This is a genomic window from Candidatus Rokuibacteriota bacterium, from assembly GCA_030647435.1.
In the GTDB taxonomy this organism is placed as follows: Bacteria; Methylomirabilota; Methylomirabilia; order Rokubacteriales; family CSP1-6; genus AR37.
This window is the reverse complement of record JAUSJX010000124.1, coordinates 47,729-71,675: the sequence shown is the minus strand read 5'-3', so window position 1 is coordinate 71,675 and position 23,947 is coordinate 47,729. Positions and strand designations below refer to the sequence as shown.

At 70.4% G+C, this 23,947-nt stretch carries 25 protein-coding genes; all 25 read right to left on the bottom strand.

Features of this window, described 5'->3' with window-relative positions:
* Positions 1-5: 5 nt before the first annotated feature.
* The 25 genes from Q7W02_21595 to Q7W02_21475 all read right to left on the bottom strand — a co-directional run bounded on the left by Q7W02_21595 (position 6) and on the right by Q7W02_21475 (position 23,930).
* Positions 6-1,301 (bottom strand): phenylacetate--CoA ligase, encoded by a 1,296-nt coding sequence (locus tag Q7W02_21595; GenBank protein MDO8478742.1) that lies wholly within the window; start codon positions 1,299-1,301, stop codon positions 6-8.
* Complete coding sequence (locus Q7W02_21590) at positions 1,298-2,023, bottom strand: ABC transporter ATP-binding protein (protein ID MDO8478741.1); 726 nt, start codon at positions 2,021-2,023, stop codon at positions 1,298-1,300. The genes Q7W02_21595 and Q7W02_21590 overlap by 4 nt, the downstream gene beginning before the upstream one ends.
* A complete protein-coding gene (locus Q7W02_21585; GenBank protein ID MDO8478740.1) occupies positions 2,023-2,796 on the bottom strand; it encodes an ABC transporter ATP-binding protein in 774 nt (257 codons plus the stop codon). Before Q7W02_21585 ends, Q7W02_21590 begins: the two co-directional genes overlap by 1 nt.
* Complete coding sequence (locus tag Q7W02_21580; protein MDO8478739.1) at positions 2,793-3,749, bottom strand: branched-chain amino acid ABC transporter permease; 957 nt, start codon at positions 3,747-3,749, stop codon at positions 2,793-2,795. Before Q7W02_21580 ends, Q7W02_21585 begins: the two co-directional genes overlap by 4 nt.
* Positions 3,746-4,633: a branched-chain amino acid ABC transporter permease gene (locus tag Q7W02_21575; GenBank protein ID MDO8478738.1), complete on the bottom strand. Its 888-nt coding sequence runs from the start codon at positions 4,631-4,633 to the stop codon at positions 3,746-3,748. Before Q7W02_21575 ends, Q7W02_21580 begins: the two co-directional genes overlap by 4 nt.
* A 10-nt stretch (positions 4,634-4,643) precedes the next feature.
* Positions 4,644-5,801 (bottom strand): ABC transporter substrate-binding protein, encoded by a 1,158-nt coding sequence (locus tag Q7W02_21570; protein ID MDO8478737.1) that lies wholly within the window; start codon positions 5,799-5,801, stop codon positions 4,644-4,646.
* Between the two features lie 13 nt (positions 5,802-5,814).
* Positions 5,815-6,261 carry a GNAT family N-acetyltransferase gene (locus tag Q7W02_21565; protein ID MDO8478736.1) on the bottom strand — a complete coding sequence of 149 codons (447 nt, stop codon included), beginning with the start codon at positions 6,259-6,261 and terminating at the stop codon, positions 5,815-5,817.
* Between the two features lie 17 nt (positions 6,262-6,278).
* Positions 6,279-7,085: an acyl-CoA dehydratase activase gene (locus Q7W02_21560; GenBank protein ID MDO8478735.1), complete on the bottom strand. Its 807-nt coding sequence runs from the start codon at positions 7,083-7,085 to the stop codon at positions 6,279-6,281.
* Positions 7,086-7,087: 2 nt separating this feature from the next.
* Positions 7,088-7,912: an acyl-CoA dehydratase activase gene (locus Q7W02_21555; GenBank protein ID MDO8478734.1), complete on the bottom strand. Its 825-nt coding sequence runs from the start codon at positions 7,910-7,912 to the stop codon at positions 7,088-7,090.
* A complete protein-coding gene (locus Q7W02_21550; GenBank protein MDO8478733.1) occupies positions 7,909-8,772 on the bottom strand; it encodes a DmsC/YnfH family molybdoenzyme membrane anchor subunit in 864 nt (287 codons plus the stop codon). The genes Q7W02_21555 and Q7W02_21550 overlap by 4 nt, the downstream gene beginning before the upstream one ends.
* A 20-nt stretch (positions 8,773-8,792) precedes the next feature.
* A complete protein-coding gene (locus Q7W02_21545) occupies positions 8,793-9,431 on the bottom strand; it encodes a 4Fe-4S dicluster domain-containing protein (GenBank protein MDO8478732.1) in 639 nt (212 codons plus the stop codon).
* Entirely contained in the window at positions 9,431-12,178 is a 2,748-nt protein-coding gene (locus tag Q7W02_21540) for a molybdopterin-dependent oxidoreductase (GenBank protein ID MDO8478731.1), read from the bottom strand. Before Q7W02_21540 ends, Q7W02_21545 begins: the two co-directional genes overlap by 1 nt.
* On the bottom strand, positions 12,175-13,440 hold the full coding sequence (locus Q7W02_21535; GenBank protein MDO8478730.1) for a 2-hydroxyacyl-CoA dehydratase family protein: 1,266 nt from the start codon (positions 13,438-13,440) through the stop codon (positions 12,175-12,177). The genes Q7W02_21540 and Q7W02_21535 overlap by 4 nt, the downstream gene beginning before the upstream one ends.
* A 104-nt stretch (positions 13,441-13,544) precedes the next feature.
* On the bottom strand, positions 13,545-14,699 hold the full coding sequence (locus tag Q7W02_21530; GenBank protein MDO8478729.1) for a 2-hydroxyacyl-CoA dehydratase: 1,155 nt from the start codon (positions 14,697-14,699) through the stop codon (positions 13,545-13,547).
* Positions 14,696-15,316 (bottom strand): TetR/AcrR family transcriptional regulator, encoded by a 621-nt coding sequence (locus Q7W02_21525; GenBank protein ID MDO8478728.1) that lies wholly within the window; start codon positions 15,314-15,316, stop codon positions 14,696-14,698. The genes Q7W02_21530 and Q7W02_21525 overlap by 4 nt, the downstream gene beginning before the upstream one ends.
* 102 nt (positions 15,317-15,418) lie before the next feature.
* Positions 15,419-15,874 carry a heme-binding domain-containing protein gene (locus Q7W02_21520; protein ID MDO8478727.1) on the bottom strand — a complete coding sequence of 152 codons (456 nt, stop codon included), beginning with the start codon at positions 15,872-15,874 and terminating at the stop codon, positions 15,419-15,421.
* A 34-nt stretch (positions 15,875-15,908) separates the two neighbouring features.
* Positions 15,909-16,310, bottom strand: a complete 402-nt coding sequence (locus tag Q7W02_21515) for a PaaI family thioesterase (protein ID MDO8478726.1) — start codon at positions 16,308-16,310, stop codon at positions 15,909-15,911.
* Positions 16,311-17,453 (bottom strand): NnrS family protein, encoded by a 1,143-nt coding sequence (locus Q7W02_21510; GenBank protein ID MDO8478725.1) that lies wholly within the window; start codon positions 17,451-17,453, stop codon positions 16,311-16,313. It abuts the gene before it with no gap.
* A gap of 98 nt (positions 17,454-17,551) precedes the next feature.
* Positions 17,552-18,703, bottom strand: coding sequence for an acyl-CoA dehydrogenase family protein (locus tag Q7W02_21505; protein MDO8478724.1), 1,152 nt, complete (start codon positions 18,701-18,703; stop codon positions 17,552-17,554).
* Positions 18,704-18,717: 14 nt separating this feature from the next.
* Positions 18,718-19,503, bottom strand: a complete 786-nt coding sequence (locus tag Q7W02_21500) for an enoyl-CoA hydratase-related protein (protein ID MDO8478723.1) — start codon at positions 19,501-19,503, stop codon at positions 18,718-18,720.
* Between the two features lie 52 nt (positions 19,504-19,555).
* The gene (locus Q7W02_21495; protein ID MDO8478722.1) at positions 19,556-20,353 is read right to left on the bottom strand and encodes an SDR family oxidoreductase; all 798 of its coding nucleotides are present in this window, start codon (positions 20,351-20,353) and stop codon (positions 19,556-19,558) included.
* 111 nt (positions 20,354-20,464) lie between these two features.
* On the bottom strand, positions 20,465-22,111 hold the full coding sequence (locus Q7W02_21490) for an AMP-binding protein (GenBank protein MDO8478721.1): 1,647 nt from the start codon (positions 22,109-22,111) through the stop codon (positions 20,465-20,467).
* A 250-nt stretch (positions 22,112-22,361) separates the two neighbouring features.
* On the bottom strand, positions 22,362-23,003 hold the full coding sequence (locus Q7W02_21485; GenBank protein ID MDO8478720.1) for a LuxR C-terminal-related transcriptional regulator: 642 nt from the start codon (positions 23,001-23,003) through the stop codon (positions 22,362-22,364).
* Positions 23,004-23,025: 22 nt separating this feature from the next.
* Entirely contained in the window at positions 23,026-23,238 is a 213-nt protein-coding gene (locus Q7W02_21480) for a hypothetical protein (GenBank protein MDO8478719.1), read from the bottom strand.
* A gap of 47 nt (positions 23,239-23,285) precedes the next feature.
* Entirely contained in the window at positions 23,286-23,930 is a 645-nt protein-coding gene (locus tag Q7W02_21475) for a LuxR C-terminal-related transcriptional regulator (protein MDO8478718.1), read from the bottom strand.
* Positions 23,931-23,947 lie beyond the last annotated feature (17 nt).

Here is a 23,947-nt window from a genome sequence, read left to right as displayed (position 1 = left end):
CCTCCTCACTTGCGCAGGTCGAGCACGCGCTGGGCCTTGCCCGCGCTGCGCTCGATGGTCTTGGGTGGCACGACGCTGACGGCGGCGGTGATGCCGATGGTCTCGAAGATCTTCCGGCGCACGACGGCCTCCAGCGCTCGCATGGCGTCAGCGCCCGCCTCGGCAACGGCGGCGCGCGCCTCGACCCGCACCTCCATCGTGTCCAGCGCGCTGTCGCGGCGGACCACAAGGAGGTAGTGCGGCTCGACGTCGGCGACCTGGAGCAGCGCGTGCTCGACCTGCGAGGGATAGACGTTGACGCCGCGGATGATCAGCATGTCGTCCGTGCGGCCCATGATCCGGCCGATGCGGGCGAGCGTCCGGCCGCAGCGGCACGGCTCGGTCGTCATCGAGGTCAGGTCGCGCGTCCGGTACCGCAGCACCGGCAGCGCCTCCTTGGTGAGCGTGGTGAAGACGAGCTCTCCCACCGTTCCCTCGGGCACCGGCGTGAGCGTGGCCGGGTCGACGATCTCGGGCAGGAAGTGGTCCTCGGCGACGTGCATGCCGTCCCGCTCGGGGCACTCGACGGACACACCGGGGCCGATGACCTCGCTGAGCCCGTAGATGTTGAGCGCCATGATGTTGAGCCGCGTCTCGAGCGCGTTCCGCATCGCCTCGGTCCAGGGCTCGGCGCCGAAAAAGCCCACGCGGAGCTTGAGGTCCTTGGGCTTGAGGCCCGCCTCCTCGATGGCCTCGGCCAGGTGGAGCGCGTACGAGGGCGTGCAGCAGAGCACCGTCGCGCCCAGATCGCGGAGCGCCATCAGCTGGCGGTCGGTGAAGCCGCCCGACATCGGCACCACGGCGGCGCCCACCCGCTCGGCGCCGTAGTGGAAGCCGAGCCCGCCCGTGAACAACCCGTAGCCGTAGGCGTTGTGGACGACGTCGCTGGGGCCCACGCCGCCCGCCATCAACGTGCGGGCCATCACCTCGCTCCAGGTGTCCACGTCCTGCCGCGTGTAGGCGACCACGGTCGGCTTTCCCGTCGTGCCCGAGGACGCGTGCACGCGGATCACTTCCTCCATGGGCACGGCCAGGAGACCGTAGGGATAGGTCTGCCGGAAGTCGTCCTTGACCGTGAAGGGGAGCCGGGCCAGGTCGGCCAGGGAGCGGATGTCGCCGGGCTGGACCCCGGCCTCGCTCAGCCTCTCACGGTACAGCGGGACGCGCTCCGACAGGCGGGTGATGAGGGCCTTGAGGCGATGGACCTGCCGGGCCTCACGCTCGGCACGCGGCATGCGCTCGATCACAGCCAGATCCGTCATCGCGGGATCTCCTCCTCGACCAGCTCGAGTCCGTACGCTTCGTGCGCGGCGCGGTCGGCCGGGCCGAGCCGCCCCCCGGGCCCGAGCGCATAGCCGCGGTCGGCGATGCGGAAGGCCGCGCGCGCGTTCTGCTCGACGAGCAGCATGCTGAGCCCCTCGCCCTTGAGCGTCTCGATCACGCGGAAGATCTCGGCCACCATCAGCGGCGCCAGACCGACCGAGGGCTCGTCCAGCAGGAGGCACCGCGGCCGGGCCATGAGCGCCCGGCCGATGGCCACCATCTGCTGCTCGCCGCCTGAGAGCGTGGCGACGGGCTGCCGCAGGCGGGATGCGAGGACGGGAAAGAGCGCCAGCACGCGCTCGAGGTCGGCAATCATCGTTTGCCGCCGCCCCGCGCGTCCGCGCGCATAGGCACCGAGCGCCAGGTTGTCCCGCACGCTGAGCGGACCGAAGAGCAGGCGCCCCTCGGGCACCATCGAGAGGCCGAGGTGCACGATGGCCTCCGTCGGCCGCCCCGTGATGGGCGCGCCCTCGAAGAGGACGGCGCCCGCCCGGACCGGCACCATCCCCGTGACGGCGCGCAGGAGCGTGCTCTTGCCGGCCCCGTTCGGGCCGACCAGGGTGACGAGCTCCCCGTGCCCGACCTCGAGCGACACGCCGCGAAGCGCCTGCACCCGGCCGTAGAAGACGTCGATGCCCCGGACCTCGAGGGCGGCCGGCATCACGCCGCCTCCACACCGAGATACGCCGCGATCACGGCGGGATCCCGCCGGACATCGCGGGGCAGCCCCTCGGCGAGCTTCTCGCCGTAGGAGAGCACCAGCACTTCGTCGGAGAGGCCCATGACGAAGTCCATGTGATGATCCACCAGGAGCACCGTCGTCCCGTCCTCGCGGACCTTGCGGATGAGCGCGGCCAGGCGGGCGTGTTCCTCCGCGTTGAGCCCGGCGCCGGGCTCGTCCAGCAGGAGGAGACGCGGCCCGCCGGCCAGCGCCCTGCCCATCTCGACCAGGCGCTGCTCGCCGTAGGGCAGGAGCGCGGCGGGCCGGTGCGCGCGGTCTTCGAGCCCGAGCCACGCGAGGACCTGCCAGGCGCGCTCTCTGAGACGCTTCTCCTCCTCCCGCATTCGCCGCGTGCGGAACGCGCAGCCCGCCCAGCCGGCCCGCCCCCGCCTGTGGCAGCCGACGAGGACGTTCTCGAGCACCGTCATGTCGCCGAAGAGCCGGACGAGCTGGAAGGTGCGCGCGATGCCGCGCGCGGCGACCGCGTGGGGCCGCCGCACCGGCAGGGGCTCGCCCTCGAAGAGGACGCGACCTCGCGTAGGCTCGATCACGCCGGCGATCATGTTGAAGATGGTAGTCTTCCCGGCGCCGTTGGGTCCGATCAGCGCCTTGATCTGCCCGGCCTCGACGGCGAAGTCCACGGCGCGAACGGCCGTGAGGCCGCCGAACTCCTTGCCGAGCCCCTGGACGTCGAGGAGAGCGCCCGCGCTCACGCGGCCCTCCGGGCGAGGCCCGCGAGGCCGCCGGGCAGGAGGATCATGAAGGTCATGAGGACGAGCCCGAAGACGACGATCTCGTATTCCGCCGCCGCGTGAGAGGCCGACAGAAGCGGCAGGAGCGAGCGGATGCCCTCGGCCAGCAGCACGACGACCGCCGCGCCCAGCACGCCGCCCCAGAGGCTCGCCGTGCCGCCCAGCACCACCATGACCACCAGCTCGACGGAGAAGGCAAAGCCGAACGGCGACGGATTGATGAAGGTCAGGTAGTGGGCGTAGAGCGCCCCGGCGAGCGCCGTCGTCGCGCCGGCCACCGCGAAGACCCCGAGCTTGAGCTTGGTAGTCGCGATGCCCGCGGCTTCGGCAGCGGCCGGGCTGCCGTGCAGCGCCCTCAGCGCGCGACCGATGCGTGAGTCCACGACGTTGCCCGCCAGGCCGAGCACGGCCAGGAGACAGCCCCACGCGAGCCAGAGCATGCGCGCGTCGGTGTCGAAGCGGAAGCCGCCGACGGCGAGCGGCGGGATGCCCGTGAGCCCCGAGGGCCCGCCGGTGACCGCGCTCCAGTTCACGAGGACGTAGTAGACGATGATGCCGAAGCCGAGCGTGGCCATCGCCAGGAGCAGCCCCGAGAGCCTGAAGACGGGCAGGCCCACGAGGAAAGCCGAGACCGCTCCGGCCAGCACGGCCGCGGCCACGGAGAGCCAGCCGTTCCAGCCGTAGGACGCCGTCAGCACGCCCGAGACGTACGCGCCGATGGCGTAGAAGGCGGCCTGGCCGAGCGAGACCTGCCCCGCGAAGCCCATGACGAGCGACAGCCCGAGCGCCGCCATCCCGTTGAGCGCGATGAAGATCAGCATGCCGAGGACGTAGGTCGAGCGGACCATGCCCCCGGCCGCGCCGATGAGGACCGCAGCGGCCGCCAGCAGCGCCCAGCGACGGCCGGGCGTCATGTCTCGCCCTCTTCCGCCACCCGCCAGGGCAGCCACCCCGCCGCCTGCACCAGGCCGATCACGATCAGCACCACGAAGGCCACCGCGTCCTTGTAACCGGACGAGAGAAAACCAGCGGACAACGATTCGAGAACGCCCAGGAGGAAGCCGCCGGCGATCGCGCCCGGCGGACTGACGAGCCCGCCGAGCACGGCCGCCACGAAGCCCTTGAGCCCGAGCATCAGCCCCATGTCGTAGGTGGCATAGGTGATGGGCGCGATCACCGCGCCCGCGACCGCCCCGAGGGCGCCCGACAGGGCGAAGGCGAGCAGCCACATCCGCTCGACGGGGATGCCCATGAGCCGGGCCGCCCGGGCGTTGATCGCGCAGCCGCGGACGGCCGTGCCTGGGTAGGTCCGCGTGAAGAAGAACCAGAGCCCTGCGAACACCGCCGCGGCCACGCCGAGGACCCAGATTCCCTGCCTCACGATCGTGGCGCCCAAGAAGTGGAGCGGCGGTCCCGCCGAGAAGGCCGGCAGCGCGAAGGGGTCCGTGCCCCATACGACGAGCGCCCCGCCCCGGAGGGCGATGGAGGCGCCGATCGTCACGATGAGGATGGTCAAGCCCGGCGCGTTGGCGATGGGGTGAACGGCCGCGCGCTCGAGCAGCGCCCCGAGCGCCGCGACGCACGCGATCGTCAGCGCGAAGGCCGCCCATGCGCCCAGCCCCCGCGACTCGAAGGTGACCATCAGGAGCGCCCCCAGCATGACGAATTCGCCCTGGGCGAAGTTGATGACGCGCGTGACGCTGTAGACGATGACGAAGCCGAGTCCGATGAGCGCGTAGACGCCGCCGACCACCAGCCCAGAGGCTAAATACTGAGCAAGTTGGTCAGCGGCTGTCATACGGTGGTTGTCACTTGGCCTGGCGCCACTGGCCGTCCGTGATCTGGATCATGGTGACGGCGCGGCGGTCGAGGCCGTTGTGGTCCGTGGCCGAGAAGTCGAACACGCCGGTGATCCCGACGAAGTTCCGGGTGCCTTCGATGGCCGAGCGGACGCCCGCCCGGTCGGTCCCGGCCCGCTCGAGGGCCTTGACCACGAGGTGCACGGCGTCCCAGGCGTGGCCGCCGAAGGTGTTGCGCGGGCCGTACTTGGCCTCGAAGTCGCGCGCGTAGGCGAGCAGCACGGGCTTCTGCACATCGCCGTCCGGCAGCTGCTCGGCCACGAGCAGCTTGCCGGCGGGGAAGACCACGCCGTTCGAGGCGGGGCCCGCCAGCTGGATAAAGGTCTTGTTGCCCACGCCGTGGCTCTGGAACAGCGGCATCTTCAGGCCGAGGTCGGCGTAGTTCTTGGTGGCGAGGGACGCCGAGGGCGGGATGGACCAGATGACCACGGCCTGCGGGTTGGCCGCCTTGACGCGGGTCATCTGGGCGGTCATGTCCACGTCCTTCTGCCCGAACTTCTCGTTCGCGGCGATCGTCAGGCCCGCCTTCTGCGCCGCCTTCTCGAACTCGATCCAGCCCAGCTGGCCGAAGGCGTAGTCCACGTTGAGCCAGCCGACCTTCGTCAGGCCCTTGGCCTTGAGGTAGTCCACGAGCACGCCGACGATCAGGTAGTCGCTCTGCGGCGTCTTGAAGATCCACTTGCGCTCGGCGGCGGGCTCGACGATCTTGATGGCCGCGGCGCAGGAGACGAGCGGCACCTCCGCCTTCTGCACCGTGTCCAGGATGGCCAGCGACGTGCCGGAGAGCGTGGTGCCCACGATCGCCGTGACCTTGTCCTCGTCGATGAGCTTCTTGGCGGCCAGCACCGCCTTGGTCTCGTCGCTCGCGTCGTCGTAGATCACGATCTTGAGCGGGTGGAGCTTGCCGTCGGGCCCCTTGATCCCGCCCTTGGCGTTGATGTCGGCCTCGAGCATGAGCGCCGTGTCGCGCTCGGGGATGCCGAGCGAGGAGCCCGGGCCCGTGATGGAGAAGATCGCGCCGACCTTGTAGGCGTCCTGGGCCTGGGCGGCCGGACTGCCCCACGTCAGGGCAAGGGTGGAGAGCAGCAGGGCCAGTATCGCGCGCATAGTCAGGTCCTCCTTAGACATCTCGCTCCATTTGGATCATCGGTCCGTGGCGGAAGCCCAGCCGCGTGAAGAACTCGCGGATGTCGGCCTGGCCGAGGTCGATCAGCGTCGCGACCTTGGCGATGGACCGGAGCTCGCTGCCGCTGTCGAGAAAGCGCTGGAGGAGCGCGTGGCCGACGCCCCGCCCGCGGTACGGCGGGTCCACGCCGATCAGGTCGACCCAGCCGGTCGGCTCGGCGATGCCGAACTCGCTCTCGCTCACCCAGCCGAACAGGAAGCCCGCGAGGCGGCCATCGGTCTCGGCCACGAGCGACATCCAGGGCGGCCTCAGCACCGAGATCTCGAGCCTGCGCTGCCAGTAGTCCTTGCGGGTCTGTCCGGAGAGCTTCTCGTCGATGCGCACGAGCGCGTCGAGGTCGGACGGCTCCACGGGTCGAATCGACACGTCCAGTCGGGCCATGTGTGTCTCCTCGCGCTTCAGGCGGCCACAGCCGCGGTCGTGGCCATCTTGCGGTGGCGCTGCAGCCCCAGGAGCGCGGCGCCGAGCGCGGTCGTGTACTCCGGGCCGTCAGGCACGTTGACCTGGACGCCGAGCTTGTCCTTGAGGGCGACCACCATCCCCTCCTGCCGGGCGACACCGCCGATGAAGGTCACGGGCCCGTCCATGCCGACGCGCTTCAGGAGGGACAAAGCCCGGTCGGCCAGCGAGTTGTGGATGCCGCGCAGGATGTTCTCCACCGTCACGCCTTCCGAGATGTGGTTGATGATCTCGGACTCGGCCAGCACCGCGCAGACGCTCGAGATGGCCTGCGGCCGCGTGGCCCCGAGTGACATCGGACCGATATCGGCAACGGTCACCTCGAGGTACTTCGCCGCGCGCTCGAGGAAGCCGCCCGAGCCCGCCGCGCACTTCTCGTTCATGTGAAACTCTTTGACCTTGCCGCCGTCGCGCAGGTGGATGGCGCGGGAGCACTGCGCGCCGATGTCGAGGACGAAGCCCGCATCGGGGAAGAGCGTCGCCGCGCCGCGGGCGCCGCACGTGAGATCGGTGATCTGGATGTCGCGGAAGGGCACGGCGTAGCGCCCGAGGCCCGTCGTGGCGATGTAGCCGACCGCGTCGGCGCCAACGCCCGCATCCGCGCAGGCGGCCTCCATGGCCAGGCAAGACACCTTCTCGAAGTCCGCCTTGGTCTTCACCTGGCCGCGCCCGCGGATCCCGCGGTCCTCGTCCACGAGCACGCACTTGGTCGTGCCCGAGCCGATATCGATGCCGGCGATCAGCATGGCTAGGCCCTCCCCGCGCCCTCGGCGACGTGCTCGCCGCGGGCGCCTGCCTGGGCGCGCTCGAGGGCGAAGAGCGCCGCGCCGAGTGCTCCCATGTAGTGGCCCTCCTCGCTGACGTTGATGGACTGGCCGAGCACCTCTTCGAGCGCTCGGACCATGCCGATGTTCAGGCTGACGCCGCCCGTGAACGTCACCTCGTTCTCGACGCCCACGCGCCGGATCAGGGACATGGTGCGCGTGGCGATCGCCTTGTGGACGCCGCCCAGGATGTCCTCGATGGTCTTGCGCTGCGCCAGGTAGGACATGATATCGCTTTCGACGAAGACGGTGCAGACCGAGGTCAGGCGCACCGGCACCTTGGCCTGGAGCGCCAGGGGCCCGATCTCGTCCAGACCGACTCCCGTGACATCCGCGGCCGCCGAGAGAAAGCGGCCGGTGCCCGCCGCGCACTTGTCGTTCATCGAGAAGTCCATGACGGAGCCGTCGGGCCCCACCTTGATGACCTTGGTGTCCTGCCCGCCCATGTCGATGACGGTGCGCGTCGCCGGAAACAGCGACTGGGCGCCGCGGGCGTGGCACGTGATCTCGGTGATCTGGGCGTCGCCGAAGAGGATCTTGTACCGCCCGTAACCCGTGCCGACCACGTAACCGACGGCCTCACGGGGCAGCCCGGCCGCCTCGCACGCCTTGACGAAGGAGTTCTCGCCCGCGCGTGAGACGTTGGCGCCCGTCGGGATGAGGATGCGCGCGAGGATCGTGCGCGATTCATCCACGATGACCGCCTTGGTCTGGGTGGACCCGACGTCGACTCCGCCGCCGTAGATCATGAAAGCCTCCTCGACATCCTGAGAGTGGGCACGGTGATCGGGCGGAAGAGCCCGGCCCTCACGATGAGCTCGGTCTTGACGTAGGCCTGGCCGGCGACCATGGCGAGCCCCGCCAGCGCGGCGGCCGTGGCGGCGGCAGGGGGCGAGGCCAGCGCCACGGCGAGCGCCCCCAGCGGAAGCGCTCCGCCAAGGCCGGCGGCGAGGCGCCCCGCGGCGCCGCCCCGGAGGGAAGCCGTCGCGTCCCTGAAGGCGTGGCCGGCGGGCGTCGAGACGTAGGCGCGCCCCGCCCAGAACGTCAGAATGACCAGCAGGATGCCCGCGGTGAGGACGGCGGGCGGGACCGTCCGTCCCGCCAGGACCTCGAGGAGCATGTAGGCGCCCGCGCCCGAGACCGCCGCCGAGAGCAGGAAGAGCCACGGCATGACGGCCGCGTCCCAGGCGGCGATGCCCCGCGAGCGGCGGAGGATCATGCCCTGGGCCAGCGCGAGCAGGACCGCCGCGGCGAGCGCCTGGGCGCGGTGCAGTCTCAGCGGGAAGGCGATGTCCGCGGCGACCAGCAGCACGAAGATGCCGCCGATCCAGAGCTCGCGCGACATCCACGAGGTCCGCACCTTCCAGAGCACCCGCGGCCCGCGGAGGGGCCGCCCAGCCTCGCCGGCTACAGCGACGAAACCCGCGAGCACGAGAAGGGGCGCCAGCCATGACGCCAGTGCCACGGCCGGCCCCCGCTCGAAACCCGCCACCATGACGGCTGTGCCGTACAACCCGGCCCCTACCCCGCCCAAGGTGAAGTTGGCGACGGCCTGCCAGCCCCAGAGCCGCTGGCGCTGCGCCGGAATCAGCTCGACCGGAGGAGTCATCTCGCTCTCGCGCGCATGGGTCACTCCACCACGTAGAAGACGTTCGGCTGCGTACCGCACTCGGGCATGAGCGGCTGGGCCTTGCCTTCGCCCAGCGTCTTCGACACCGGGCTCGCGGGATCGTCGAGGTCTCCGAAGATGATCGCGTTGGCGATGCAAGAGACCGAGCACATGGGCGTGGCCGCCGCATCCACACCCGGAGTCAGCCCCTGGGCGAGCCCCTCGTCCACGCGCTCCTTGCAGAAGGTGCACTTGGTCATGACGTCGTGCCGCTCGGGCCGCGCCGTGGCGGTCTCAGACGGCGTGAGCGCGCCGAAGTAGCCGGGCGCCTCGTGGACGCGGTGGCGCGCGTGGTAGGGGCAGGCCACGGCGCAGTAGCCGCAGCCGACGCAGGCGTTGTACTCGATCCAGACGATGCCGTCGGCCCGCTGGCGCGAGGCGCCCGTGGGGCAGACGGGCACGCAGGGCGGCTCGGCGCAGTGCATGCACTGCATCGGCAGGAAGACGCGGCGCACGTCGGGGTACTCGCCGATCTCGCAGTCGGCGACGAAGCGCCACGCCGTTCCCGCGGGCAGCCCCTGCTCCTGCATACAGGCGATGGTGCAGGTCTGGCAGCCGACGCAGCGCCGCGTGTCAATCACCATGCCCCACTTGGCCATTACGACGCCCTCCGGATAGCCACCGGGACCAGGTCGGCGCCGGAACCCGTCGCGTCGGTCAGCGCCAGGTCCATGCTCGCCACCTGGTTCAGGTTGGGCATCCCGAGGTCGCGGGCGAAGGGCGTCGCCCAGTTGCCGAACTGCTGGAGGATCACGGCCACGTCGGGCCTGACGCCCTCGCGCAGGATGGCGCGCCCCTGCGTCTTGCCCGTCGGCGACTCGACCTCGATCAGGTCGCCCTCGGCGATGCCGAGCCGCCGCGCGGCGCCCCGGTTGAGCATGACGCCGAAGTGGCCGCGCACGTGGCGCGCCACGTCGGCCATGATCGGCAGCGAGACGTTGGAGCCCCAGGAGTACTGCATGCTGCGGCTCGTCAGCAGCCAGAACGGGAAGTCGCGCCCGTTTTTCCCGTGGATCTCCGCCGAGCCCAGCCAGATGCCCGGGAAGTCCTTCCACTTCGGCAGCGGCTGGTACTCCTCGAGCTGGACGTCCCACCACGTGATTTCCCGCTCGTGCAGCCGCGCCCCCAACTCCTCGCCCATGCGCTTGATCCGCTCCTGGTAGGGCAGCTCGTAGCGGAGGCCCTTGGCGACCATGGTCGAGTGCAGGAAGTACTGCTTGGTCGCGAACGGCACGAAGAAGGCGCCGTGGCGCTTGAACCACTCGAGGTCGCGCTCCTCGGCGCCGCCGGTCAGCGAGCGCGTCGCCGCGCGGCACACGCGATCCCAGATCTCGGCCGCCACGGGCAGCGTCGCGCCGGTGCCGGTGCCGGTGCCGGTGCCGGTGCCAGGAAAGGCATAGTCGTAGCCCACGCCCTTGAGCGGCACCGTCGTGCCCGAGCCGCGGTTGATTGCAGCGAGGTACTCGGGCAGGAGATCGGTGCGGGCCGCCAGCTCCGTGGCGACGTCGGTGAGGTCGCGGACGTCGCACGGCGAGGCGACCGCCGGCTGCCGGAGCGCCCAGCCCGAATGCTGCCAGTACTGCTCGATGTATTTGGTGCCGCCGACCCTGTACAGCTGGAGCGACTCGAGGTCGGTCGCTTCCGGCAGCAGGAGGTCGGCGTACCAGTTGGTCTCGTCCTGCGTGTAGGCGAAGGCGGCGACGAAGGGGAAGCGCTCGAGCTCCCGCTCGATGCGCCCCGTCTCCCAGTTAGACACGGCCGGGTTGGTCCGGTAGATGATCCACACGTCCGGCAGGGTCGGCGCCGGCCAGTGCTCCGGCGGGCTGTCCATGAAGAGCCACGGCAGATGCGCCGGGCCGAGCGCCGCCGACCACGGCGAGTTGCCGGCCAGCGGCACGAGGGTGCGGTACGCGTTGCGAATGTGCGGGGAGCCCTTCCACGTGTCCTTGCCCGTCGCGTTGAGCGGCTGCTCCATGAAGCCGTCGGGCCCGGGCTTGACCGAGTCGAGCCGGTTCTGCGCGGGCCGGTTGAGCCTGACCGTGGTGCCGAGGATGCCGCCGGGCACCTCGAGCGCGCCGACGAGCGCCGCCAGCATGGTCCGCGCCCAGCAGCATTCGTAGCCGCCCCAGCCGTTCGTCACCGTCTTGCCGAGGAGCACGGCCACCGGCCGGTGAGGATAGGTGATGCCGTCGATCTCGATGGTGGCGCCTACCTTGGAGTGATCGAGGTACTCGGCGGCGATCCGCCTGATCGTTGCCGCGGGCACGTCGGCGATCCCGGCCGCCCACTCCGGCGTATAGGGCCGGACGTGTTCGAGCAGCAGCTGGAAGGCGGGTTTGACGCGATCGCTCACGCTCCGCCGCGCGCCGTCGGCGCCGATCTCAACCCCCGCCGCGATGTACCCGCCCTCCATGGCCGGCCGGGTGCAGCGCGGATCGTCGAACGGCAGGGGGCGCCCGAGGTCGAGATCCCAGACGAGCGGCTTGCCGCTCTCGGGGTCGCGCAGGTAGTAGCCGCCGGGCCCGACGAGGTACGGCGAGCTCGTCATCCGCTCGAGGAACGCCACGTCGCAGACCACGCGCCAGTCGTGCTCCAGGAGGATCGAGTGCATCAGGGCGAAGAGCACGGCCGCGTCGGTCTTGGGCTTGACGGGCACCCACTCCTGCGCCCCCGCCGCCGTGATCGACATGTGAGGCTCGAGCTGCACCCAGTGAAGCCCCCGCGCCCGCGCCTCGGCGTGGCGGAAGACGCCGGTGACGCCGCCCGAGGCGTCGCCGTTGTAGCCGAAGGACAGGACGTAGTCGCAGCGCGGCATGTCGGCGGCCACCGTGAAGGCGCGGTGCCAGAACTCGCCGTAGAGATGCTCGGAGTGGTAGCACTTGACGCCCTGCCCGCTGCCGATGCCCTGATCCACGGGCCCCCACGCCGCCAGCAGCGCGGCGAAGGTGCCGAGATAGGCCGGCGCGATGCCGCCTGAGCCGAAGGTGACGGCGAGCCTCGGGTAGCCGCTCGCGTCGGTGAGGCCCGTGGCTCGGATGCCGTTGAGCTTGCCCGCGAGGAGGCCGAGGGCCTCGTCCCACGAGATGGGCTCCCATCCCGGGTCTTCGCCGCGCGCCTTCTTCGGATTGGTCCGGCGGAGCGGCGTCTGGATGCGCGCGGGATTGTAGACCTTCTGGACGAGGCCGTAGGCGCGGACGCAGACCTTGCCGCCCGCCGGATGCGTGTCGGCCATGTCGCAGTTGGGCTCGACGCCCACGGCCACGCCGTCGCGGACCACGACCTTGAGCAGGTCAGGGCCCGCCACGCACTGGTAGCAGTAGGTCGGGATCCGCTCGGTAGTGCTCATCTCCCCGCGACCACCTTTTTATGCTCGAGCGATTCGAAAAACGCGTCGATGCGGTTCTTGATCTGGGCCTCGGCGTAGTAGCGGGGGTCCTCGAGATCGGACTCGACCATGAGCGTCGGGACACCAAGCTCGCGGGTGAAGTAGTCGCGCATGTCCCCCTGCCCGGCGGAGAAGAGCCGGCAGGACTTGATCGAGTGGATGATGAGCGCGTCGGCCTCCCACTCCTCCACGTAGCGCTTGATCTGCGCGTAGCGTGCGACGATGGACCGGTTGGTCAGGTTCTCGGTCATCATCTGCTCGGCGATCGACTCCAGCGGGCGCCTGGGGTCGTGCCGGAACCCCCACTCCCAGATGCCGCCCACGGTGGAATACGTGGACTGGACCGCGACGGCGCCCCACTTGGCGAAGAGGTTCCGGAAGTTCCTGTAGAAGGGGTAGGGCGGCGGTCCCTCGACCACGGTGCGGAATCGCTCCTCCGACAGCGGTCCGTGCCCCTGGGCGACCAGGCTCTCGAACTCGGCGACCGCCGCGTCGAAGAACTCGGCGCCTTCCCGCATGCCGCGCAGTACGTTGATCGGGCCCATCATGTTGATGGCGTCGAAGTAGGCGTCGAAGGGCGCCGGATGGCGCTTGCAGAGCTCCTTGGAGCGCGCGTAACCCTCCTCGGCCCGCGCGGCGTAGGCGAGGATCTCGCGCAGCTCGTCGATGTCGAACTTCTTCCCGGACACCGACTCGCAGAGCGCGATCAGCTCCTTGAGCTGGGCGACCACGTACTGGATGTCGGCCGCGCTCGGCTGAGCGGTCCGGCAGAACGGGACGTCCAGCATGAACAATTTTGATCCCGAGAGGTCGGCCAGATGCTCGAACCACTTGACGTACACGTTGCAGCCGACGTAGTTGCACACGGTGATGGTCGGGAACGGGATGGGCTTGCCCGGTCCCATGCCGCCGTCGAGGAACAGGCCGATGTCGGCCTTGACGTAGGCGCAGTTGTCGCTGGAGTAACCCGCCTGCTCCGCCTTGAGGATCAGCGGCAGCGACTTCTTCCGGATTGCGGCCTGGAGCGCTGTCACCTCGGGGAACATCGGCAAGATGTGGCAGGCGCGCAGGAGCTCCACGCAGTTCCCGGAGATCATGAGCGCGCCCGTCGGCACGCCCTCGGCTTCGGCGCGGCCGAGCTCGTCCATCCACGCGGACATGAGCCGCCGCGAGTGCTCGTGCACCTGGCCCTGGTACTGCCGCTCCGTCACCGCAGTCGCCATACACCGTCTCCTTCCCCCCTCACCCTTACCCTCTCCCCACAGGGGAGAGGGTAACTGAGGGGCCCCCTCTCCCTTGTCGAGGGAGAGGGTCGGGGTGAGGGTGATCAGTCAAAGAGCATGGATTCGACGAAGGTTTCGATCTCGTTCCGGGTGCGCTCGAAGGTCCACATCTTTTCCTCGAATTCGACCAGGAGATGCGGCACGCCCGCCTTCTCGAGCCCCTGCTTCATCAGCACGTAGTCGAAAAGCGCGGGCTCGCAGAACTTGGCCGGCATGAAGATGACCGCGTCGGCGCGCGCGCGGCGCACCTTCTCGAGGAGACCGGTCGAGCGGTGCTCCCGGCCCTCGTGCCTCGTCGAGGACGGCACGGCCTGATCCACGTAGGCCGCCCCGAGCCGAGCGAACGGGTCGCCGTCGGTGGCCACGTCGGAGGTGAACCAGCGCCAGCCGAGCATGAGGTCGTCCTCGACCACGTAGCAGCCGGCCTCTTCCAGCACCTCGAGGAGCCCCAGCGGCGGCTGCTCGCAGAAGGCGCCCTCGATCACCACTCGCAGCCCGTCGCGCTGTCGCGCGCTCCGCCGCGGGATGTCCTCGAGGAGCGCGTTCACCCAGGCGATGCCGTCCTCGGGCGGCGCCATGGTCAGCGCGCGGAGCGCGGTGTAGAGCTCCACCGTCGAGAGCTTCTGGGGCTCGGCGATCCTCAGGGCGTACAGCGCCCGGATGCCGGTGCGGAGCGTGTTGAAGGTCTCGATGCTCTTGGCGAGCGCCGTCGGCGTCACCCGGAGGCCCCAGGCGTCCTCGAAGCGCGCCGCGAGGCGCTTGAGCTCCGCGGCCATGTAGGCCGCGACGGCGGGCGAGGTCGAGTTCTGAGGCAGGTGGAGGTATTCGACCAGGACGTCGCCGAAGTTGCGCTGGTAGATGCTCGAGAGGTTGCGGGCGACGTCGCAGATGTTGGAGAAGACGAAGCCGTCCACACCCTTGCAGAGCCCCTGGAAGCCCAGCTCCAGGCTCGACTTGGCGATGGAGCAGACGAAGGACTGGAAGCGCGCGTCGGCGTGCGTCAGCTCGACGGAGGTGCCGCCGCCCAGGAACGCCAGCGGCAGCATCCCGGCCGCGTGGATGATCTCGACCGGCGCCCAGACGGGGTAGGAGGCCACGGCCCGCCCGTCGGGGTGCTGCGCCTTCCACCGCTCCGCGGCGGCGCCGATTGGCTGGGCCACGAGCTCCCGACACTCTGCGAGGACCTGGTCAGCCGTCATGCCGGCCTCCTGATGTCGGCGGCCTGGAGGTCGGCACTGCGGGGAGTGGCCTCGAGGAAGCCGTAGAGGAAGAGCGCCCCCACCTCGGCCGCGAGCGTCCGGGCGTCCTCGGGCGACCGCACGAAGGGGCGGGTTGCGATGCCGTTGAGCATGCCGAGGAGGAGATTGGTCGCCGACAGCAGCTCGTCGCCCGAGCGGCCGTGGGGGTCGAGCTCGCGCAGGACCGCCAGGCCCCGCGTGAGATACGACTGCCGCTTGGCCGAAATCTCGTCGCGCCGCGGCCCGGAGAGCAGCTCCCAGTCGCGGTTGATGATCTTGAGCGCGGCGGCGTGGCGGAAGCCGAAGCCGAAGTGGGTGCGGATCAGCGCGAGCAGCCTGAGCTCCGGCGTGCGCGCCTCGGCGAGCGCGTCGTCGAGCTCTTCGATCAAGCGGTCGAGCGAGCGGTCGAGGACGAGGAAGAGCAGCTCCTCCTTGCCGCCGACGTAGTGATAGAGCCCTGCCAGCGAGAGCCCCGCGGCGCGGGCGATCTCGCGGATCGAGGCCTGGTGGAAGCCCCGCCGCGCGATCACGTCGCACGCCGCCTTCAGGATGCCTTCGTACCGCTCGCCGATCGCCATCCCGAACCTCCTACCGAACGATTGTTCGGTTGGCCGTTACACTAAGCGGTTCGGTCAGGCTTGGGAATCGGCCGGACGCCTCATTTTTCTAGTGCATCCGCACTAGTCGTCGTGGCCCTTGCCGGCCCTCTTGGCCCCCCGCGCGCCCAATATCGCCTCAAGACCCTGGCTGAGGGCCTGGGCCTCGGCCGGTGTCAGCCGGGCATCGGGATGAATCGCGTTGTAGAACCACGGCGGCATCTTGCCCTTGCGCACGGTCTTGGCTGACTCATGCGCCTCCTTCTGGGGCTGGTCCCACTCAGAGAAGTTGACCTTCCGCCTCCCCTTGTCCACGTCGCGCTGGTTCAGCCATGAGACGGGCGCGACGTGCGAGTACCAGGGCCAGACGGTCTCGTTGCTGTGACAATCGAAGCAGGCCCGCACCGCCAGCGCCCGCGTCCCGGCGCTGTCCCAGCGGGGCTCGACCTGCACCGGCGGATTGGTGTGCCGGCGGCCGTAGGGAGCGACCTGGATGGCAAGGAACAGCAGCGCCGCCCCAAGCAGAATCCAGCGCAACACTCGTCCTATCATCGAAGGTCCTTTCCGGGGGGGGCTAGGGCCGGGGGCCCTGGATGTAGAAGGAGCCCGTGGCGAGGGCGATGAGCCGGCCCGGGCCGTCCGTCACCCGCGCCTCGAGGACACCGATACGGGTGGTCCGATCCGCAACCTTCGCCTCGGCGAAGAGCGGCCCGGCGCCGGCCGGGGCCAGGTAGTTGATCTTGATCTCGAGCGTCGCGCAGCGCTCGCCTGGAGTCAGCCGCGAAGTCAGCGCCCCGCCCATGGCGTAGTCCACGAGCGAGTACACGACGCCGCCGTGGACGACGCCGTACGGGTTGAGGTGGCGGGACTCCGCCGTCAGCTCGAAGCGGCAGCTCCCTTCCCCCATGTGGGCGCGGCGCGCCCCCAGGAGCTCCGCGAATGGCCCCACGCCCGGGTCGCTTCTCTCTTCGCTCATCTAGCTCCTCCTCACGACAGCCCCGAGCAGATTTGTTCCCGCGCAGAGAACCGCCGCCCAGACGAAGAGACCCGAGAGGGCCACGGCGGGAGCCATCCACCCCCAGCCGATCCCGAGCAGGGTCTCGGCGCTTCTCAGCACGACCCCCGCCGCGAGAGCCCAGAGGGCCACCGCGCGGAGCCGCGGCCACGGCAGCGCCCGGCCCTCGAGGACGGGGATGAGGCGGAAGGTCATGGCGATGGCCACTGCGGTGAGGAAGCCCACCGCGACGAGGTGCCTCACGGCGTCCGTGAGGAGATGCGCCTCGCCGCCGCCCCAAGCGATCGCGACCCCCGCGGCCGCGCCCACGACCGCCGCCCCGAGGGACGCGACGGCCAGGCGGAAAATGCGCGACTCTGGAGCGCTCCGCGACACCATGGGCAGCATCCCTCCCGCCTGTCTCAGCACCCCTCCGGCGATCAGCATCGCCGCGACCGATCCGAGGACCGTCAGCTCGCCAAGCCTCGCCGCCCGACCGTCGCCGGCCCACTCGCCTGCCGAGGCAAGCGCTGCGCCGAGACCGAGCATCCATGGGAGCGCGCGGGCGAGCGAGGCCGGGACATTCCAGCGGGGCGCGAACATGGGCCCGGCGCGGAGGAGCACCCCGGTTACCCAGCCGATGACGCCACCCAGGAGCGCCATCGAGTGCACGGCACGCATCGAGTCGAGCGGGGGCACGGCCAGCCCGGCATTGACCGCCCGCAACCGTAGGAATGTCTCGCACAGACACGCGGCGGCGATCCAGCCGCTGCTGGCGGCGAGATGACGGCGGAGCGGCCCGAGCGGCGGCGGGTCGAGGCAGCGCCAGACCCACGCCGCGAAGACAAGAAAGGCGAGAGCCTGCAGCACCGCGCCGGCCAGCACCGCCGCGGGCAAGCCGCCCCACGTCCCCGCGACGCGGAGCGCCAGGGCCGCGAGCAAGAGCGCGAGCACCGGATGGGTGACCGCCGACCGCGCGGTGACGCGCCCCGTGAAGCGCGCGAAGAGATGGTGCGCCACGCCCACGATGAGCGTCCCGAAAAAGCCGAAGATCTGGAGACTCGCGTGGAGGAGCCGCCACTCGACTGCGACGGCCGGCGCGCCCGCGTACAGCCACGCCAGCATGGCGAGACCCAGCGGCGCGCCGCCACCGACCGCGGCGGCGTAAGCGAGGAGCGCGAAGGGGCGGTAGACCGGCTCTTCGCGGGGCGGGCCGGGGGCGGTCAGTAGGGCCGGCTCTCGCGGCCCATCAGCTCGCGGGCGACGATGGTCTTCATCACCTCGGCCGTGCCGTCGCCGATCTCGAGGCCGATGACATCCCGCATGCGCTGCTCGAAGGGCAGCTCGTCGGTGTAGCCGTAGTGGCCGTGGAAGAGCAGGCACTGGTGAATGGTCTCGACGGCCAGCTTCGGCGCCCACCACTTCGTCATCGCCGACTCCTTCGTGTGCGACTGGCCGCGGTCGGCGAGCCAGAGCGCCCGGTAGCAGAGGCCGCGGCACGCGTCGATGTGGGTCGCGGCCTCGGCGATCTTGAACGACACGCCCTCGAACGTCGCGAGCGGCTTGCCGAAGGCCCGGCGCTCCTTGACGTAGGCCATGGTCTCTTCGAGAGACACCTGGGCGACGCCGAGACACGCCAGCGCGATGCCGACGCGGTTGTAATCGAAACCGCGCATCACCTGGTAGAAGCCCTGGCCTTCGTCTCCGAGTCGGTGGGACGCGGGGATACGCACGTGGTCGAAGGCGAGGACGCCGCGGCCGACCGAGTGCGAGCCCATGTCGCGGAGGGGGCTCCGCGAGACGCCGGGCAGATCGAGCGGGACGAGGAAGGCCGTCACGCCGTTTGCCCCGCCTCCTGCGCCCGTGCGCGCGAACAGCACCGCCGACTGGGCGACCATGGCGAGGCTGATGCCCGACTTCTCGCCGGTGATCAGGTAGCCGTCGCCGTCGCGCTCGGCGCGGCAGGCCAGGTGCGCGGCGTCCGAGCCCACGCCGGGCTCCGTCAGCGCGAGCGCGATGACCTCCTCGCCGCGCGCCGTCGGCGGCAGCCAGCGCTTCTTGATTTCCTCCGTCCCGTTCGCGCCCACGATCTCTCCCGCGAGCCCGGCGAGCTGGAGGCCGTAGGTGCAGCCGAAATCCCCGCGCGCGATCTCCTCCATCGCCAGGCCGAAGGTCATGTAGTCCGAATCCTGCCCGCCGTACGCGGGCGGCATGCGGAGCCCGAGAAGCCCGAGCTCGCCCATCTGGCGCCAGGCCGGCCAGGGGAACTCGCCGCTCCTGTCCCACTCGCGCGAGTGCGGAGCGAGCTCTTTGCGGGCAAAGGCGCGGAGGGTTCGGACCAGCTCTTCCTGCTCGGGCGTCAGCGACAGGTCCATGGTGTCCTCGTGTCCTACGACGCGTGGAAGACGGGCTTGCGCTTTTCGGCGAAGGCGCGGAGCCCCTCGGCCGCCTCCGCCGTGCGCATGTGGGCGGCGACCAGCGACAGCTCCAGCTCGAGCCCGCCGGCGAGATCGGCGTCGAAGGCCCGGTTGACGAGGCTCTTGACCGTGCGCGCGGCCGAGCTGCTGCCGGTGGCGAGCGCGCCCGCCATCTCGTCCACGACGGCGCCGAGCGTGCCTTTGGGCGCGACGCGGTTGACAAGCCCCCAGTCGAGCGCCTGCGCGGCGCTGAGCCAGCCGCCCAGCAGCATCATCTCCTTGGCGCGCCGCGCGCCGATCAGCCTCGGCAGGCGCTGGCTGCCGCCGCCGCCCGCGACCAGGCCGAAGTTGGCGTGCTGGTCGCCCAGCCGCGCGGCCTCATCAGCGACGACGAGGTCGGCCACGAGCGTCAGCTCGAGCCCGCCCGCCAGTGCTAAGCCGTGCACGCCCGCCACGACCGGCACGGGCAGGGCCTCGAGGCGGTTGAAGACCCGGTGCCAGAGCCGCATGAAGCGCGCCCACTTGTCCGGGTCTGGGGACAGCTCCCGCACGGCCTTGAGATCCGCGCCGGCGCAGAAGGCGCGGCCGGCGGCGGTGAGCGTGACGACGCGCAGCGTCTGATTGCCCTCGACGGCGGCGCAGACTTTGTCGAGGTCCTCGAGCAGGGCCGGGCTGATGGCGTTGAGCTGGTCCGGGCGATTGAGCACGACGCGCGCGATGCCGTCCTTCGCGGCGTAGCTTACGGTGCCGAGTTCCATGGACGTCTCCTCCGGCGGGGGCACGAGCCCCGGCGCCGCGTCACATCCTGCCTCACATCATGGTATAGCCGCCGCTCACGGACAGGGTCTGGCCCGTGATGAAGCTCGCAGCGTCGGAAGCCAGGAACACGACGGCGCCCGCCACGTCCTCCGGCTTCCCGATGCGGCGCAGCGGGTAGGCCTTGGCAATGCGCGCCTGCATGTCCGGCGTGCCCCATGCCTTATTGCTCTCCGCCGCCCACATGCTGAGGCTGCCGAAGTCCTCCTCGGACGCGGGCATGGTCATGCCGGGGCAGACCACGTTGAGCCGGATGCCGTGGCGCCCGACCTCGCGCGCGACGCTCTTGGTCAGCGCGATGACGCCCGCCTTGCAGGCGCCGTACACGGCCTCGCGGAACTCGCCCATGCGGCCGGCGTCCGAGCCCAGGCTCACGATGACGCCGCCCTTGCGCGCGATCATGCCGTCGAGCACCGCGCGCGTGCAGTTGATCATGCCCCAGAGATTGATCTGGACCTCCTTCTCCCACTCGGCGCGCTCCTTCTCGACGAAGAGCCGGTCGAGGGTCCAGCCGACGTTGTTGACGAGCACGTCGACCGCGCCGGCGCGCCCCTCGACTTCGCGGACCATGGCCTGGACGGACTCCCACTTGGTCACGTCGGTCGCCACCACGGCAGCCGACGCCGCTCCCGCCTTGCGCGCTTCTTCGACCACCTTCCCGCCCTGCCCCGCGTCGATCTCGGCGATCGTGACGTGCGCGCCCTCGCGGGCGAAGGCGAGGGCGATGCCCCGCCCGATATTCGAGCCGCCGCCCGTGACGATGACGCTCTTACCCTTGAGGTTCAGCTCCATCCTGTGTGCCCTCGCTCTCGTGATGTGTGTGTCACCATGCGCCGTTTACCATGCTGCTCCACGGGCTAGCTCCCCCTCATCTACTCAGCCCTCGCCTCGCGGCTGAGCCGCTCAGCTCGAACTGCGGCCCTCTCCCCCTCCGGGTGAGAGGGAATCGACTGCGGAGGCGCTCGCGATGCGCTCGGCGACCAGCTGGCGGAGACGGTACTTCTGGACCTTGCCGCTCGGGGTCATCGGGAACTCTGAGACGATCTCGAGGCGCTCCGGGAACTTCTGGCGGGCGAGCTGCTGATCTTCCAGGAATGCGATGATCTCGGAGAGCGTCAGAGACTGCCCCTCGCGCGGGATGACGACGGCGCAGGCGCGCTCGCCAAGCCGCGCGTCGTCCATGGCCACGATGGCGACGCCCGCGACCTTCGGGTGCGTGAAGAGCAGGTTCTCGACCTCGACCACCGGGATGTTCTCGCCGCCCCGAATGATCACGTCCTTGGTCCGCCCCGTGATGGAGACGTAGCCGTCTCCGTCGAGCGTGGCGCGGTCGCCCGTCTTGAACCAGCCGTCGGCCGTGTGGCCGTCGGCCGTGAACTCGGGCCGCTTGAAGTAGCCTTCGAACTGGGCCGGGCCGCGGACGAGAAGATCTCCCTCCCCGCCCCGGGGGAGCTCCCGCCCGGCCTCATCCACCACGCGGAGCTCCATGCCGGGAAGCGGCACGCCGTCGGTGGTGAACACCTTCTCCTCGGGGTCGTCGAGACCGTTGCAGCTGACGAGACCGTTCTCCGTCATGCCCCAGCCGGCCGAGATCACGCACTTGAGCCGGTCGCGCGCGTCCTTCACCAGCTGGCGCGGAATCGGCGCGCCGGCCGAGATGAAGACGCGGAGCGAGCCCATGTCGCGCGGCGCCTGCGTGTACGTCAGGTCGCGGAGGAACGGCGTGGCGCCCATGGTGAAGGTCACGCGCTCGGCCTCGATCAGCCGCGCCGCCTCCTCGGCGTTCCAGACGTCCATCCACACCGCCGTGGCGCCCAGCAGGAGATTCATGCAGTAGCCGTAGAGATAGCCCGTCTGGTGGCCGAGGGTCGAGGCCATGAGCAGCACGTCACGGTCCGTGAAGCCGAGCCGCTCGATCCCGGTGTAGATGGTCGACAGCGTCGTGTTGGGCGTGTGCATCACGCCCTTGGGCTCTCCCGTCGTCCCTGACGTGAAGACCACCTCGTGGACCGTGTTCGGGTCGCTGCCGGGCAGCGGCCGGCGGCCCGCCCTCGCTTCCCAGGCCGTATCCGTGAGCGTCGCGAACGGCTCCATGCCGGCGGGCGCGTCCCCGCGCGCCACGAAGACCCGCTCCAGCCGCGGCAGGCCGCCTCGTAGCTGCGCCGCCATCTCGCGGTAGTCGAAGCCGCGGAAGGTCGCGGGAATGACGAGCGCCTGGGATTCGAGGAGCCCCAGCATGAAGCGCAGCTCGCTGGCGCGATAGGTCGGCGGGATCGGGTTGACGACGGCGCCCAGGCGGCTCGCCGCCAGGAAAACCAGGGCGAACTCGTTCCAGTTCGGCAGCTGGCAGGAGACGACGCCGCCCGGCTCCAAACCGTGCGCGCGGAGCCCGTGGGCCACGCGCTCGACTTTGCCTGCGAGCGCGGCCCACGTGTAGCGGCCCTGTCCGTCCACAAGGGCGGTCTTGTCCGGCCGGGCGGTCGCCCACCTGTCGAGGTAGGTCTCGAGGCTCTCGTTCCGCCAGAGCCCAGCCTCCGTACACTCCCGCACCCGTGCCTCCGCGACTCTCGTCCCCATGGGATCTCGCCGCGACAGGGTAGCGCGCTTAGGGTCGTTCGTCGAGGGTCCCTAGCAGGCCGCTCAAAAAGGTCCAGATGCGAGGCGGCGCCCGACGCAGCAGGGCGGCGAGAAGGGTCCAGCTGCGAGGCGGCGAGGGATGCGACGAGCGAGGCGTACTCTCCGTACGTTGAGCGAGGAGCGACCGAGCCAACGATGCAGATGGGCCCTTATCGGCGGCCTGCTAGAGCAGGCGGTGCTGGGTCGCATAGGCCACGGCCTCGAGCCGGCTGTGGACGCCCAGCTTGGTGAAGATGTTCTGGGCGTGGTTGCGAACCGTGGCGGGGCTGACGTGGAGGCGCTCGGCCAGCGCCTTGGTGTTGGCGCCGCCCGCCATGAAGCGCAGGACTTCGAGCTCGCGGCGCGTGAGCGTCGTCGCCTCGTCGGGCGGGGCCGAGGGCGCTTGAAGCCGCTCGTGGACGAGGCGTAGCAGCTCCCTCGTGGCGGTGACGTCGCGGAAGAGGTGGATGGCCAGCGCCCCGCCGGGACCACTCGACGGCGCCTCGAGGATGCTGATGTCAAGCCACACGGGGCGGCCCAACTTGGTCCGCGTCTGCATGTCGAAGTGCTGGACAGGCTCGCCGAGCTTGACCAGGCTCATGACGTGGCAGCCCTTGTAGCAGAGGCGGTTGCCGTGGTCGTCGACGCCCACGAACACGTCGCAGCAGGGCCGGTCCATGACCTCGCGGGCGCTCCAGCCGAGAATCTTCTCGGCCGCGCGGTTCCACAAGACCACCCGCCCCTCGGGTCCGACGGCGAAGACGCCGTCGCCGCTGCGGGCAAGAATCTGCTCGAGCCCCCGCTCAGCGGCCTTGGGCTTCTTCATATGCCCCGCGGCGCCGGCGCGCTCACGCGCCCGGTCTCTCGCCGCGGCCCGCGCTCGCCAGAAAACCCGGGCAGCGGACATGCCTGGGCGAGGCGCACACGCGCAGGAACGTCTCGGGCGCCGGGACCTTGACATGCGCATCCGGCCGCCGGCAGTACGCCGGCATCGGGTACATCCAGAGGCGGTCGGCCATCACCGGAACCAGGAACGGGCATCGGTCATCGGCATCCGCCATGGCGTGCTCCTCCTCCCGCGCGGTGCTTCGCTCGCTCTCTCTGCCGCCTAGACGAGGCGGTGCTGGTTGGCCCACGCGACGGCCTCGAGCCGGCTGTGAACGTCGAGTTTGGCGAAGATGTTCTGGGCGTGGTTGCGGACCGTGGCCGGGCTCACGTGGAGCCGCTCAGCCAGCACCTTCGTGTTGGCGCCGGCGGCCATGAGCCGCAGGATCTCGAACTCCCGCTTGGTGAGGCCGGACGCCCCGTTGTCATTGGGCTGGGCGGCCCGGACTGTCCGCTCCTGGACGATCTCCAGGAGCTTCTTGGTGGCCGTGATGTCGCGGAACAAATGGACGGCCACGGGACGGGTGCCGTTCGTCGCCGGCGCCTCGAGGATGCTGATGTCGAGCCAGATGGCGCGACCGCCCTTGGTTCGGGACTTCATCTCGAAGTGCTCCACGGGCTCGCCCAGCCTGACCTGCCCCATGACGTCGCAGCCCTGGTAGCAGAGGCTGTTGCCGTGACCGTCGCCGCCGGCCAACACCTCGCAGCAGGGCCGCCCGAGCACCTCCGTCGCGCTCCAGCCCAGGATCCGCTCAGCGGCCCGGTTCCACACCGCGACTCGCCCGTCCGGTCCTACGGCGAAGGCGCCATCGCCCGCGCGGGCCAGTGCTCGCTCAAGAGCCTCATCCGGAACCCTGCTGGGACTCATCCAGCGACCCCCTTTTG

Bases quoted from the DNA above. Each gene is read 5' to 3' on its own strand.
- Q7W02_21595 (MDO8478742.1), bottom strand. From the start codon at position 1,301: ATGACGGATCTGGCTGTGATCGAGCGCATGCCGCGTGCCGAGCGTGAG.
- Q7W02_21505 (MDO8478724.1), bottom strand. From the start codon at position 18,703: ATGGACCTGTCGCTGACGCCCGAGCAGGAAGAGCTGGTCCGAACCCTC.
- Q7W02_21500 (MDO8478723.1), bottom strand. From the start codon at position 19,503: ATGGAACTCGGCACCGTAAGCTACGCCGCGAAGGACGGCATCGCGCGC.
- Q7W02_21495 (MDO8478722.1), bottom strand. From the start codon at position 20,353: ATGGAGCTGAACCTCAAGGGTAAGAGCGTCATCGTCACGGGCGGCGGC.
- Q7W02_21525 (MDO8478728.1), bottom strand. From the start codon at position 15,316: ATGGCGATCGGCGAGCGGTACGAAGGCATCCTGAAGGCGGCGTGCGAC.
- Q7W02_21535 (MDO8478730.1), bottom strand. From the start codon at position 13,440: ATGGCGACTGCGGTGACGGAGCGGCAGTACCAGGGCCAGGTGCACGAG.
- Q7W02_21515 (MDO8478726.1), bottom strand. From the start codon at position 16,310: ATGAGCGAAGAGAGAAGCGACCCGGGCGTGGGGCCATTCGCGGAGCTC.
- Q7W02_21565 (MDO8478736.1), bottom strand. From the start codon at position 6,261: ATGGCCCGACTGGACGTGTCGATTCGACCCGTGGAGCCGTCCGACCTC.
- Q7W02_21550 (MDO8478733.1), bottom strand. From the start codon at position 8,772: ATGACTCCTCCGGTCGAGCTGATTCCGGCGCAGCGCCAGCGGCTCTGG.
- Q7W02_21510 (MDO8478725.1), bottom strand. From the start codon at position 17,453: ATGCTGGCGTGGCTGTACGCGGGCGCGCCGGCCGTCGCAGTCGAGTGG.
- Q7W02_21540 (MDO8478731.1), bottom strand. From the start codon at position 12,178: ATGAGCACTACCGAGCGGATCCCGACCTACTGCTACCAGTGCGTGGCG.
- Q7W02_21555 (MDO8478734.1), bottom strand. From the start codon at position 7,912: ATGATCTACGGCGGCGGAGTCGACGTCGGGTCCACCCAGACCAAGGCG.
- Q7W02_21590 (MDO8478741.1), bottom strand. From the start codon at position 2,023: ATGCCGGCCGCCCTCGAGGTCCGGGGCATCGACGTCTTCTACGGCCGG.
- Q7W02_21560 (MDO8478735.1), bottom strand. From the start codon at position 7,085: ATGCTGATCGCCGGCATCGATATCGGCTCGGGCACGACCAAGTGCGTG.
- Q7W02_21530 (MDO8478729.1), bottom strand. From the start codon at position 14,699: ATGACGGCTGACCAGGTCCTCGCAGAGTGTCGGGAGCTCGTGGCCCAG.
- Q7W02_21580 (MDO8478739.1), bottom strand. From the start codon at position 3,749: ATGACGCCCGGCCGTCGCTGGGCGCTGCTGGCGGCCGCTGCGGTCCTC.
- Q7W02_21480 (MDO8478719.1), bottom strand. From the start codon at position 23,238: ATGGCGGATGCCGATGACCGATGCCCGTTCCTGGTTCCGGTGATGGCC.
- Q7W02_21575 (MDO8478738.1), bottom strand. From the start codon at position 4,633: ATGACAGCCGCTGACCAACTTGCTCAGTATTTAGCCTCTGGGCTGGTG.
- Q7W02_21545 (MDO8478732.1), bottom strand. From the start codon at position 9,431: ATGGCCAAGTGGGGCATGGTGATTGACACGCGGCGCTGCGTCGGCTGC.
- Q7W02_21485 (MDO8478720.1), bottom strand. From the start codon at position 23,003: ATGAAGAAGCCCAAGGCCGCTGAGCGGGGGCTCGAGCAGATTCTTGCC.
- Q7W02_21475 (MDO8478718.1), bottom strand. From the start codon at position 23,930: ATGAGTCCCAGCAGGGTTCCGGATGAGGCTCTTGAGCGAGCACTGGCC.
- Q7W02_21570 (MDO8478737.1), bottom strand. From the start codon at position 5,801: ATGCGCGCGATACTGGCCCTGCTGCTCTCCACCCTTGCCCTGACGTGG.